Below are 12,719 nucleotides of genomic sequence, written 5' to 3' on the forward strand. Positions count from 1 at the left end.
CCTCAGGGTGAGAGTGCTAAGACTTAGCCAGTAAGCATTTGTGCAACGAAAGAGGTCAACTGTGTCGGTGAACATCCAGCCGCTCGAAGATCGCATCCTCATCAAGCAGCTCGAGGCCGAGCAGACCACGGCCTCGGGTCTGGTCATCCCCGACACCGCGAAAGAGAAGCCCCAGGAGGGCGAAGTTGTCGCGGTGGGCCCGGGCCGTTTCGATGACGAGGGCGAAAACCGTATTCCGCTCGACGTCGCGGTCGGTGACAAAGTCATCTACTCGAAGTACGGCGGCACCGAGGTGAAGTACGCGGGTGAGACCTACCTGCTGCTGTCGGCACGTGACGTGCTGGCAAAGGTGCTCTAAGCACAGCCAACTTGCCGATGCGTTGACATCGGCGCCCAGACGCGCGGGGCGTCACCGAGTACGGTGGCGCCCCGTTGCCTTTGTTTGATCGATTGCTGACGGTTGTTTCGAGGCGGATGCGTTCTATTACGCTCGGCTTCGGTGGGCGGCCGGTGATCCTCGAAAACCATTAACATGCAGCCATGACGCAACGCAGTGACCGGGCTGTCGGTATCACCCACGCACTATTTGCGTATGGCATCTGGGGCATCCTGCCCATCTATTTGTGGTTCACCCGGCCAACCGGCACCGTCGAGCTCATTGCCTGGCGGGTGCTGCTCTCGGTGGTGTTTTGCGCGGCGGTGCTGCTGATCACGCGGCGGTGGGCACGGTTCACTGCTCTGCTGCGTGACCGACGCACGGTGCTGCTGCTGGCGCTGGCGGGGGTGCTGGTGCTTGGCAACTGGCTGCTCTATGTGTGGTCGGTTGAGCTAAATAAACCCCTTGAGGGTGCGCTCGGCTACTATCTCAACCCGCTCATGTCGATGCTGTTTGGGATGCTCGTCTTCGGCGAGCGGTTGCGGCCGCTGCAGGTGCTGGCGCTCGGGCTCGCAGTGGCAGCCGTGGTGGTGCTGATTGTTGGATATGGATCGCCGCCGTGGTTGTCACTTTCGATTTCGATCACCTTCGCGCTGTACGGCGTGGTCAAGAAAGCAATTAGTGGTCGCGTGGATCCGGTTGCGGGATTCATGGTTGAGACCGTCATGGTGACACCGGTGGCGGTGGTGTTGCTGGCGCTGGTGATCGCCCAGGGGAGCCTCACATTCGGTACGATCTCGCCCGGCCACACGGTGGTGCTGCTATTCGCTGGCGTGATTACGAGTCTGCCACTGGTGCTGTTTGCCTCAGCCTCGGCAAAACTGCCACTGATTGAAATCGGGTTCTTTCAATTTTTGGCACCCACGCTGCAGTTCATCGCCGGGCTCGTGTTGTTTCGCGAACACATGCCGGTCGAACGCTGGATCGCGTTTGGGATTGTCTGGGTGGCACTGACGGTGTTCGTGACCGATATGGTGCGCAACCTGCGCGCGAGCCGGAACCTGGTGGTGCCCACTCCCGGTGCGTAGCTGCTGGTGTTATCGCGCTCACCGTGACACTCGGGCATCGGGGCGTAGGATGAGAGTCTCACTGTGTACCAACCCGTAGACCCTGGAGCTGCGCAGAATGACCGAACACAACCCGTTCGCTTTCACCGGACTCACCTACGACGATGTCCTTCTCCTTCCCGAAGAAACCGATGTCATCCCCAGCGAGGTTGACACCAAGACCCAGGTGACCCGCAATATTTCGATCAAGGTGCCGCTGATCTCGGCGGCAATGGACACGGTCACCGAGTCGCGGATGGCGATTGCCATGGCCCGCCAGGGTGGCCTGGGCATCCTGCACCGTAACGTCTCGATCGAAGACCAGGCCGAAATGGTCGACCGCGTGAAGCGCTCTGAGTCGGGCATGGTGACCAACCCGGTGACCGCGACTCCCGATATGACCGTCGCCGAGGTCGACGAAATCTGCGGTCAATACCGTATTTCGGGTCTGCCGGTGGTGGAAGAGGGCAGCGGCAAGCTCGTCGGCATCATCTCGAACCGCGATATGCGCTTCGTGCCCCTGAGCGAGATGCGCACCACCAAGGTGCGCGAGGTGATGACCTCGCAGCCGTTGATCACCGCCAAGGTCGGTATCGACGGCGACGAAGCATTTGCGCTGCTGGGCAAGCACCGCATCGAAAAGCTGCCGTTGGTTGACGACAATGGTGTGCTCAAGGGGCTCATCACCGTCAAAGATTTTGATAAGCGCGACAAGTATCCGAACGCGTCGAAGGATGCGCAGGGTCGGCTTATCGTTGGTGCCGCGATCGGCTTTTTTGGGGATGCATGGGAGCGTGCCGGTGCGCTGCGCGATGCCGGCGTGGACGTCATCGTGGTTGACACGGCCAACGGTCACTCGCGCGGTGAGCTCGAGATGATCAAGCGGCTTAAGAGCGACCCGGCATTTAAAAACGTTGACGTTATCGGCGGCAATATCGCCACTCGAGAGGGCGCGAAGGCGCTCATCGATGCCGGTGCGGATGCAATCAAGGTGGGTGTCGGTCCCGGCTCGATCTGCACGACGCGCGTGGTTGCCGGAGTGGGTGTTCCGCAGGTGACCGCGATCCATGAGGCCGCCCAGGCCGCGAAGGGTAGCGGTGTTCCGGTGATCGCTGACGGTGGCCTGCAGTACTCGGGTGATATCGCCAAGGCGCTCGTGGCGGGTGCGAACTCGGTGATGCTTGGGTCGCTGCTTGCCGGCACCGATGAGGCACCGGGCGATCTGATTTTTGTGAACGGTAAGCAGTACAAGCAGTACCGCGGAATGGGGTCACTGGGAGCCTTGCAGACGCGGGGCAAAAAGACCTCGTACTCGCGCGACCGCTACTTCCAGGCCGATGTGCCCACCGATGATGACCTCATCGCCGAGGGTATCGAGGGCAAGGTGCCCTACCGGGGTACGGTGCGCCAGAACGTGCACCAGCTGATTGGTGGGCTGCACCAGTCGATGTTCTATGTGGGTTCGCGCACGGTGCCCGAGCTGCAGCAGCGCGGCCGCTTCGTGCGGATCACGCCGGCAGGGCTGAAAGAATCGCACCCGCACGATGTGCAGATGGTGGTGGAGGCGCCGAACTACCGCCGCTAAGCACAAAAGTGGGGGCGGGCATCCTGACTTGGATGCCCGCCCCCCTTGCTTTGCACTCTCGACGCCCCTCGCTCGGCGCCCCGCCCGACCGCGCGACCGCGCGGCCCCGCTCCCACCGCGCGACCGAGCGGCCCCGCTCCCACCGCGCGACCTCGCCCCCCCACGGGATTTGTGTGTGTCCGCGTCATTTGTATGTGGCAGAACACACACAAATGACGCGGAGACACACATTTGGCGAAGTTAGCGCGCTCGGCGAGGCGTATGCGCCGTTGTGGGAGGTGTGCGTGCGGTGCGAGGCGGATGCGTCGTTGTGGGCGGTGTGCGTGTGCGCGCGGGTGTGCGCGCCCGGCGAGGCGGATGCGTCGTCGAGGGGCTCGCGACCGTGCCGGCGGTACTAGTCGAGCAGCCCCAACAGCTCGTTGAACTTCGCGCTCGGACGCATCACCGTATTGGTCTTGTCGGTGTCGGGACGGTAGTAGCCGCCCAGCTCAACAGCCCGGCCCTGCACGTCGAGCAGCTCCTGGGCGATCGCGTCACCGTCGGCGGCGAAGGCGTCTGCCAGCGGTGCAAATTTTGCGGCGAGCGCTGCATCGTCGGTCTGCTTGGTGAGCGCCTCGGCCCAGTAGCGAGCCAGCCACAGGTGCGAACCGCGGTTATCGATCTCGCCGACCTTGCGCGAGGGAGAGCGGCTCTCGTCGAGCAGTCGTTCGGTGGCGGCATCGAGCGTGTCGGCAAGCACGCCAGCGGCGGCGTTCCCGCGCTGCGACTCGAATCGCAACGACTCGGCCAGCGCCATGAACTCACCCAGCGAATCCCAGCGCAGGTGGTTTTCTGCCACCAGCTGCTCAACGTGCTTTGGCGCCGAACCACCAGCACCGGTCTCAAACAGGCCACCGCCGTTCATCAGCGGCACCACCGAGAGCATCTTCGCAGAGGTGCCCACCTCGAGAATGGGGAAGAGATCGGTGAGGTAGTCACGCAGCACGTTCCCGGTCACCGAAATGGTGTCTTCACCACGGCGGATGCGTTCGACCGAGAGTTTGGTCGCCTCGATCGGCGAGAGGATGCGGATATCCAACCCCTCGGTGTCGTGGTCACCGAGGTATTCGTTGACCTTGGCGATGAGGTTGCGGTCGTGTGCGCGGGTTTCGTCGAGCCAGAACACTGCCGGCGTGTTCGACAGGCGGGCACGGGTAACCGCCAGCTTCACCCAGTCGCGAATCGGTGCATCCTTGGTTTGGCAGGCGCGCCAGATGTCGCCCGAAGCGACCTCGTGCGACATGAGCACCTCACCGGTTGCGTTGACCACTTCGACGCGGCCATCGGCGGCAATTTCGAAGGTTTTGTCGTGTGAGCCGTACTCTTCAGCCTTCTGTGCCATGAGCCCAACGTTCGGCACTGAACCCATCGTGGCGGGGTCGTATGCGCCGTTGGCCTTGCAATCGTCGATCACGGCCTGGTAGACGCCAGCGTATGACGAGTCGGGGAGTACCGCGATCGTGTCGGCCTCTTCACCCTGCGGGCCCCACATTTTGCCGCCGATGCGAATCATGGCCGGCATGGATGCATCCACAATCACGTCGCTCGGAACGTGCAGGTTGGTGATGCCCTTGTCACTGTTCACCATGGCCAGGCGCGGACCCTCGGCGTAGCCGCGTTCGATGGCGGCGAGGATTTCATCGCGTTCGGGCAGGTTTTCGACACCGGCGATGATGCTGGCGAGACCGTTGTTGGGTGAGAGGCCGGCGGCGGCGAGCACATCCCCGTAGGTGTCGAACAGATCGGGGAAGTAGGCGCGCACCACGTGGCCGAAGATGATGGGGTCGCTGACCTTCATCATGGTGGCTTTCAGGTGGGTCGAGAACAGCACGTTCTCTTCTTTGGCGAGGGCCACCTGGGCGCGCAAAAACTCGTCGAGGGCGGCGGCGCGCATCACGGTCGAGTCGATGACCTCACCGGCGAGCACCGCGAGGCCATCCTTGAGCACGGTGGTGTTGCCGGCGGCGTCGATGTGGCGGATGGTGAGGGTGTCGTCGGCGGGCATCACCACCGACTGCTCGTTCGAGCGGAAGTCGTTTTCACCCATGGTGGCGACGCGGGTTTTTGAGTCGGCGGCCCAGGCGCCCATCGAGTGCGGGTGCTTGCGGGCGAAGTTTTTCACGGCGCTAGGTGCGCGGCGGTCGCTGTTCCCCTCGCGCAGCACCGGGTTAACGGCCGAGCCCTTGATCTTGTCGTAGCGGGCCTGCACCTCGGGCGAAGCATCGTAGTCGGGCACCGCGTAGCCCTGGGCTTGTAGTTCGGCGATGGCGGCCTTCAGCTGCGGAATCGAGGCCGAAATATTCGGCAGTTTGATGATGTTGGCCTCGGGAGTTTTGGCGAGGTCGCCGAGTTCAGCGAGCGCGTCACCGATGCGCTGCGATTCGTCGAGTGCCTCGGGGAAGTTGGCGAGGATGCGGCCGGTGAGTGAGATGTCACGGGTGTCGACCTCGACGCCGGCTTGCCGCGCGTAGGCCTGCACGATCGGCAGGAACGAGTGGGTGGCAAGTAGTGGGGCCTCGTCGGTGTAGGTGTAGATGATCTTCGCCATTAGCGTGCGCTCCAATCGTGATCACGGAAAGCGGCGGGTCGGGATGCGGTTGTCACCGCGGCCGGTTACGTCCATCGAACCAGATTCGGTTCGGTGCCAGCTGGCGATTTGCGGCACCCGACCTCACAAACTCTCTTGACGTCGAGATTTCTCTTTGAGTTTAGCGATCTCGTCGCCGACGCCGGTGAACGCGTCGTGAGTAAACACCCGCAGCAACAGCGCCGCGGGCTAATTTGCCAGCCCGAACGAGTGCTCAACCGCGCGCCGCCAACCCGCCACCAACTTTTCGCGTTCGGCGGCAGACATTTGCGGGATGAAGCGGCGGTCTTCCCGCCAGAGCCCGCGCAATTCATCAAGCGACTGCCAAAATCCCGTAGCGAGCCCGGCCGCAAAAGCAGCGCCGAGCGCCGTGGTTTCGACCACCTCGGGTCGCACCACCGCTACATCCAGCACATCCGCCTGAAATTGCATGAGCATATTGTTCACGGTCATACCGCCATCAACGCGTAGCTCTGTCAGCGGCACCCCGGCGTCAGCATCACAGGCGCGCAACACATCCAGCACCTGGTAGGCGGTCGATTCGAGCGCCGCGCGAGCAATATGGCCGCGGTGCACGTAGCCGGTGAGTCCCGTAATCACGCCGCGCGCATCCGGACGCCACCAGGGCGCGAAAAGCCCCGAAAAGGCGGGCACGATATAGCAGCCGCCGTTGTCGGCAACCGAGGCGGCCAGCGGCTCAATTGCCGCCGATGAATCAATGATGCCGAGATTGTCGCGCAACCACTGCACCAGGGTGCCGGTTACCGCCACCGATCCCTCGAGTGCATAAACGGGCGCGGCGTCGCCGAGTCGATAGGCCACGGTGGTGAGCAGCCCGTGCTTGGAGCGCACCGGCGTTTCACCGGTGTTGTAGAGCAAAAACGACCCGGTGCCGTAGGTGTTTTTTGCCGCCCCGGCGGTAAACGCCGCCTGCCCAAAGGTTGCGGCCTGCTGGTCGCCCAAAATGCCGGCGATGGGGGTGCCGTGCAGCAGCGACTGCGTGGCGGCAGTGCCGTACACCTCGCTCGATGAGCGAATCTCGGGCAAAATCGCGGCCGGAATATCGAAAATCTCAAGCAGCTGCGCATCCCACTGGCAGGTGTCGATGTTCATCAGCAGTGTGCGCGAGGCGTTGGTGACGTCGGTGGCGTGCACCCCGCCGTTGACGCCGCCGGTGAGGTTCCACAGCAGCCACGAGTCGATGGTGCCGAACATGAGCTCACCCGCTTCTGCCTGCTCGCGCAGTTGCGGGTTGTTTTCAAATAGCCACACGAGTTTGGTGGCCGAAAAATAGGTGCTGGGGAACAGGCCGCTGCGCTCGCGGATGCGGTCGGCCTGCGGTGCGAAACGTTGCACGATCGCTTCGGTGCGGGTGTCTTGCCAGACAATTGCGGGATGCACCGGCAGTCCGGTTTGGCGGCTCCAAAGCACGGTGGTTTCGCGCTGGTTGGTGATGCCGACGGCGGTGAGGTTGGCGGCGGTGATTTCTGCGGCGCCGAGCGCGAGCCCGATCACTTCGCGCACATTGCGCCAGATTTCGAGCGGGTCGTGTTCCACCCATCCCGGGCTGGGGAAGTGCTGGGTGTGTTCGCGCTGACCGGTGCCGCGGATGTGTCCGGCGCGGTCAAAAATGATGGCGCGCGAAGATGTTGTTCCCTGGTCGATGGCGCAGATGAACTCGCTCATTGGTCCAGTCTGACAGGTTTGGTGCCGTGGAAAGGCGTGGTGGGCTCGGTCATAAGTTGACCGAGCCCACCATCGTGGGTGCGGAGCGGGTTAGCGTTCCGCGTGGCGGCGCCGCAGTGCCAGGGCGGTGCCGAGGGCAAGCAGTATCAGCGTGGCTGCCGTCAGCGGCGCCAGATTGGCTGCGCCGGTTTCCGAGAGCGTGCCGGTTCCGGATGCTTCAGCGTCGGTTTCGGCGGTTGTCGGCAGCGGTGTCGCTGGCGAGCTGCCGATCGGCGCTTCGGTCTGTTCCGCTTCGGTCTGTTCCGGTGCGGTTTCTTCCGGCTGGGTAGTCTCCGGTTCGGTTGTTTCCGGTTCGGTTGTTTCCGGCTCGGTAGTCTCCGGCTCGGTAGTCTCCGGTTCGGTTGCTCCCGGGTCGGTGGGGACAGGAGTTTCCGTCGGCTTCGTGACCAGCGACTGCGGTAGCGAACGCACCACATTGCCGTCGTCATCGGTCACGGTGACGAACCAGAGACGCTCAGTTTCGGTAGCCGACAGCTCGAAGGTGTGTTCTGCACCCTGAGCAATCCCGTCTGCCTTCGTGAACTCGCTAGCCGGGCCGGTCACCGCCCAGGTGGTGCTTTCGAGCGCCAGATCACGCTTGATTGACACGTGTGCAACGAACTCATCATCGGCAGCGGTGTAGCGTGCAGCGTCACCTCGGAAGCTCGGCTCGTCATACTTCCACGCCTCGAACGAGTCGAGGTGCGGCGAGTAGGCATTGACCGCCATCAGGCTGGCATCCAGATCGAATTGCAGCAGTCGCTGGAATCCGGTGTCGCGGTCGAGCAGGTCGGCGCGGGTGGCCTTCGGGTCACCGTCAACCTGCGTTGAGCGGTATCCCTGGTAGTCGGCGAGCATCTCGACCACAGTTCGCCCATTCGCGCCAACATTGGTGACCGCAACCGTGTCGCGACCAATTTCAACCGCATTTGTCTGCTCGCCGGTCTTTGGATCGGCGTACTGAGTTGACACCCCGTGGTAGTGACCACCGAAGACAAGGAACACATTGTCATTCGGCGCGACAACCACATCCCACATATCGGTGGCGTTGCCGGTGTAGCGAAGACTGGTGCTGTCACGCTCACCGGAGGTGTACAGATAGGAGTGCGTTGCGAGGATCACATTGTGGTTCGGGTGATCCTTCGCCTGCTGTGAAGCCCACTCCATCTGTTCCATCGAGGGGCGGTAGGGGAGATTGATCACGAGGAACTCGACACCCTCGTGGCTAAAGAAGTCGGTGTGGGCTGAGTTGTCGCCATCACGCCATGCTTCGCCATACCAGGGCTTGTTCGAGTACATCTCGGTTGGGAAATACTCGTTGTATTTGTCGTTATTGTGGCCCCACATGTTGTCGTGGTTTCCGGGCAGCACACCGTTGGGGATATCGGCATCATTGATGTAGCTCATGATGTCTTTGGCCGCCTGGAACTCGCGGTTAGCGCGCTCGTGCTGGTGGTTGCCGTTCATCCAGTTTTCGATGATGTCGCCGGTGAGCGAGTTGTATGCAATCTTGCGACCGTCAGCATTTGCCACAACCCAGGTTGCCATCTTGCGGAAGACATCACGGAAGCCTTCCGAATAGAACTGGGTGTCGGTCATGTGGTTGATTGCGAAATCGTAGTCACCGGGGTTGGCGAAGGCCTGGTCGATGACATTCACCTCGTCGAGCAGTCCACCGTTGGTGCGCGGCCCATCAATCACCATGATGTGCGCGGTGCCATCAACGATTGCGTCTGCCGGAATCGGTGCGGTGAGCACGATGTCGCCGTCAGCTGAGGGGACTGCCCAGCTCAAGTGAGCCCAGGCTGCCTTTTCTGCATCCCAGCCAAGCAGCTGGATCTCATTACGTGACGATGTTTTGCCGGCCCACACAAACTCCCCGGCGTCGGCCGGGTCAGTGACCGGAATCTCGAAACGCTGATAGGGGAATGCGCCGGTTGAACCCTTGGCGGTCAGTGTCTGTGCGGTTTCGAGCGGCTGTTCATCCGCTGCCGGCTGCAATGACGCGGGCACAGCGTCGGAAGTGGTGCCAGCAAAAACCTTCACTGGGCTGCTGTCGCGCACATCGGCGACGGTGCCGGTAATTGCCACGGTGTTGCCGTCCTGGTCGGCGGCCACCACTGAACCGTTGCCGTCGGTGAGGTCTGTAGCCGGGGTGTTGGGGACGCGGTTGGTGTCAACCGCAACCGGGTCGAGTTCACCAGGCAGTGGCTTGGTGGGGTCGACATTCGGGGCATCGCTGAGTTCACCGGGGGTGCGGGGCGCGGCCACAAAATCGAGCTCATTGTCGCGCTCGTTCTTGCCCTCGACGCGGGTGGCGCTTTCGGCCTCGTCATACTTCAGGTAGTGACGCATCTCTTCACCCTGCACGCAGGGGGTGTAGTTGTTCATCGCCGAATCGTAGACGGCCACGGCATCAACCATTGCACCGGTGTTGTCCATGATGTACATGCCGAACCCGTCCTTCTGGTTGAGTCCGACGGGGTAGGTGGAGTGAGCGCGGTCGCGCAGCTCGGCCGGTGCCCCGGTGGCGGCCATCAGGTAGGTTTCACCCGGGTTCAGCGTGACATCGCCGAGGTCGGCGACCTGTACGTCGCTACCCACGCCGGGCTGTCCGGTGCCGTAGCAGCGACGGGCGCTCCATCCCGAAAGGTTGACCGGTTCGGTGCCATAGTTGGCGAGCTCGACAAACTCGTCCTCGGTGCCGGCGGGGCCGGCCGCGGTGAGCTCGCTGATGCGGATGCTGTCGATAGCCGAGCGTTCGGCGCGGCCGGTCTTGGGAGCGTCTTCGTACACACCGGGGGTGCGCACGCTTGAGATGGTGAAGTCGTCGAGGTTGTTGCCGGTGTCGGCAACGCGCACCAGCACCTCATTGGCGAAGTGGTTTGGCTTTTCGTGCACCGGCGCGCCCTTGCTGCAGGGGCTGTTCCGGTTGTCGTAAACGCCCATCCGGTCGACGATCTGTTCGTCCTCGGTGAGCAGCATCACGCCAAAATCACGCCAGTGCATCGAGGTGCCCCAGGTGGCTTTCGCGTCGAGGCTTTCGGTCGACTGTTTGCCGGTGAGTAGATAGGTTTCGCCCGGCGCGATGTCGTCTGCCGGCAGACTGCCAATCTGCAGGTACTGCGAGCCATTTTCACCGCATCGGAACAGCTGGTAGCCGCCGACATTCACCGTCTTGTCGCCGAGGTTGGTGAGTTCAACATACTGATCGTGGGGCGAACCCAAACCACCATTGGCAACTTCGGTGATGCGCAGGCCGTTGTCAATTTCGGTGCGGGTGGTCTCGGTGCGGTTAGGGGCGCCAACGGTTCGTTCGGCGATAATCCAGTCGGCCTCGAGGTTGCCGGTGTTGCCGACGCGCTGGTGCGACTCATCGAGCCGGTGCTGGAGACCGCCCTGCAGCCACTGGCCGTTGTTGGCGCAGTCGGTCGCCACATCCGGGTGGTAGAAGCCAATCGCATCCTGACGCTGGCCCTCGGCGTTCTCGATGAAGGCGCCGAAACCAAATACGTGCAGGTTGGTGGAGTAGTGGCTGTCGGCGTCGTAGCCCGAGCGCTCGGCGGCGGTGGTGTACTGGGCGCCGGGTTGGAGCACAGTGCCGTCGGCGACCACGGCCTGCGGGCCATAGCCACCACCGGTTTGACCGCAGCGGTAGATGCGCCAGCCCGAAATATCAACGGGCTCGGTGCCATAGTTGGTGAGCTCAATGAAGTTTTTGTCGGCGTTGCGGTTTGCCTGGCTGGAGGCGCCGGCGCCACCAGCGGCAACTTCGCTGATCAGTACATCGCTATTTGGTTCGATGTCGTACTTGTTCGGGGCGATCGGCATCGGTGCTGCCGGAGCGGCCGCCGCGCTTAGAGGTGCGAAGGGCGCGATGAGCGCCGTGACTATGGTTGCGAGCGTCGTCATCTTGACGAGACGGCGAGGCGGCGCCGTCGCGCTGGATGCGGTGGTTCGGAACCGAGACATATTTATCTACCACTTTCGAGGGCTCGGAGCCCGGTTGAAGGCTTATGCGGCTACCGGTCATGGGTAAGCGCGCCTGCAAGGTAGTGGTGCTGTATGACCGCCCATCAAATTTCGATTGACGTGAGAGTTACGTGATGGCGTGCATATGCGTGTAAGTTTCGCTGGCGGCTTGGGCGAGTACGCAGCGCAACCGGATACCCTAGAGGGGTGACTGAAATTGAGATCGGCCGCGCCAAGCGTGCCCGCCGCGTGTATTCGTTCGACGATGTAGCGATTGTGCCTTCGCGCCGCACACGTGATCCAGAAGACGTGAGCACGGCGTGGAAGATCGACGCCTTTAATTTTGAGGTGCCGTTCATGGCCGCGCCGATGGACTCGGTGATGAGCCCCGCAACCGCCATCGAATTTGGCAACCTGGGGGGTCTCGGTGTGCTCGATCTCGAGGGTCTGTGGACCCGCTATGACGACCCCGAGCCGCTGCTGGCCGAGATCGCCGACCTGCCCGCAAAACAGGCGACGGCGCGCATCCAGCAAATTTATGCCGAACCGATCAAGGGTGAACTCATCAAAGCCCGCCTGCAGCAGCTGCGCGATGCCGGCGTGGTGGTGGCTGGTGCACTGTCACCGCAGCGCACCCAGGAGCACTATGAAGATGTGCTCGCGGCCGGTGCCGATGTGTTCGTGATTCGCGGCACCACCGTTTCGGCCGAGCACGTCAGCGAAACCAAAGAGCCGCTCAACCTCAAGAAGTTCATCTACGAACTCGACACCCCGGTCATCGTGGGTGGTGCCGCTAGCTACACCTCGGCACTGCACCTGATGCGCACCGGTGCCGCCGGCGTGCTTGTGGGCTTTGGCGGCGGTGCCGCCTCGACCACGCGCCGCGTGCTCGGCATCCAGTCGGCGATGGCTACTGCCGTTGCCGATGTGGCCGGCGCCCGCCGTGACTATATGGATGAATCGGGCGGCCGTTACGTGCACGTCATCGCCGACGGCGGTGTGGGCAGCTCGGGCGACATCGTGAAGGCAATCGCCTGCGGCGCGGATGCGGTCATGCTCGGCACCGCGCTGGCGCGCGCGAACGAGGCACCGGGGCGCGGCTGGCACTGGGGCGCTGAAGCGCGCCACGAGCGCTTGCCGCGCGGCCACCGGGTGGAGGTTGGTGCCGCGGGTTCGCTCGAGCAGATCGTGAAGGGCCCTGCCACGCAGGCACTCGGCGAATCGAACCTCGTTGGCGCCCTGCGCAGCGCGATGGCGAACTGCGGTTACACCGACGTGAAGTCGTTCCAGCGCGCAGATATCGCCATCGTCGGCAACTAGGTGGGCGGT

Annotated in this window: 7 protein-coding genes; 4 read left to right on the plus strand and 3 right to left on the minus strand. The window is 62.9% G+C overall.

The window, feature by feature from the left end; all coding sequences use genetic code 11:
• Window positions 1–61: 61 nt before the first annotated feature.
• The 3 genes from groES to guaB all read left to right on the plus strand — a co-directional run bounded on the left by groES (window position 62) and on the right by guaB (window position 3,067).
• The gene (groES, locus tag JMV54_RS08830; protein WP_201518548.1) at window positions 62–358 is read left to right on the plus strand and encodes a co-chaperone GroES; all 297 of its coding nucleotides are present in this window, start codon (window positions 62–64) and stop codon (window positions 356–358) included.
• 182 nt (window positions 359–540) lie between these two features.
• On the plus strand, window positions 541–1,464 hold the full coding sequence (rarD, locus tag JMV54_RS08835) for an EamA family transporter RarD (protein WP_201518549.1): 924 nt from the start codon (window positions 541–543) through the stop codon (window positions 1,462–1,464).
• A 97-nt stretch (window positions 1,465–1,561) separates the two neighbouring features.
• Window positions 1,562–3,067: an IMP dehydrogenase gene (gene guaB / locus JMV54_RS08840; RefSeq protein WP_201518550.1), complete on the plus strand. Its 1,506-nt coding sequence runs from the start codon at window positions 1,562–1,564 to the stop codon at window positions 3,065–3,067.
• A gap of 394 nt (window positions 3,068–3,461) precedes the next feature.
• Here guaB and JMV54_RS08845 read toward each other — a convergent pair whose 3' ends face one another.
• The 3 genes from JMV54_RS08845 to JMV54_RS08855 form a co-directional block, all read right to left on the minus strand.
• Window positions 3,462–5,654, minus strand: coding sequence for an NADP-dependent isocitrate dehydrogenase (locus JMV54_RS08845; RefSeq protein ID WP_201518551.1), 2,193 nt, complete (start codon window positions 5,652–5,654; stop codon window positions 3,462–3,464).
• A gap of 228 nt (window positions 5,655–5,882) precedes the next feature.
• The gene (gene glpK / locus JMV54_RS08850) at window positions 5,883–7,379 is read right to left on the minus strand and encodes a glycerol kinase GlpK (RefSeq protein WP_201518552.1); all 1,497 of its coding nucleotides are present in this window, start codon (window positions 7,377–7,379) and stop codon (window positions 5,883–5,885) included.
• A 90-nt stretch (window positions 7,380–7,469) separates the two neighbouring features.
• Entirely contained in the window at window positions 7,470–11,390 is a 3,921-nt protein-coding gene (locus tag JMV54_RS08855; RefSeq protein WP_201518553.1) for a lamin tail domain-containing metallophosphoesterase family protein, read from the minus strand.
• Between the two features lie 207 nt (window positions 11,391–11,597).
• On the opposite strand from JMV54_RS08855, the gene JMV54_RS08860 reads away from it, so the two are divergent.
• Window positions 11,598–12,710, plus strand: coding sequence for a GuaB3 family IMP dehydrogenase-related protein (locus tag JMV54_RS08860; protein WP_201518554.1), 1,113 nt, complete (start codon window positions 11,598–11,600; stop codon window positions 12,708–12,710).
• Window positions 12,711–12,719: the final 9 nt, after the last annotated feature.

Origin of the sequence: Gulosibacter hominis (genome assembly GCF_904842695.1) — a bacterium.
GTDB classification, from domain to species: domain Bacteria; phylum Actinomycetota; class Actinomycetes; order Actinomycetales; family Microbacteriaceae; genus Gulosibacter; species Gulosibacter hominis.

Bases quoted from the DNA above. Each gene is read 5' to 3' on its own strand.
- rarD (WP_201518549.1), top strand. From the start codon at position 541: ATGACGCAACGCAGTGACCGGGCTGTCGGTATCACCCACGCACTATTT.
- guaB (WP_201518550.1), top strand. From the start codon at position 1,562: ATGACCGAACACAACCCGTTCGCTTTCACCGGACTCACCTACGACGAT.
- JMV54_RS08845 (WP_201518551.1), bottom strand. From the start codon at position 5,654: ATGGCGAAGATCATCTACACCTACACCGACGAGGCCCCACTACTTGCC.
- glpK (WP_201518552.1), bottom strand. From the start codon at position 7,379: ATGAGCGAGTTCATCTGCGCCATCGACCAGGGAACAACATCTTCGCGC.
- JMV54_RS08855 (WP_201518553.1), bottom strand. From the start codon at position 11,390: ATGTCTCGGTTCCGAACCACCGCATCCAGCGCGACGGCGCCGCCTCGC.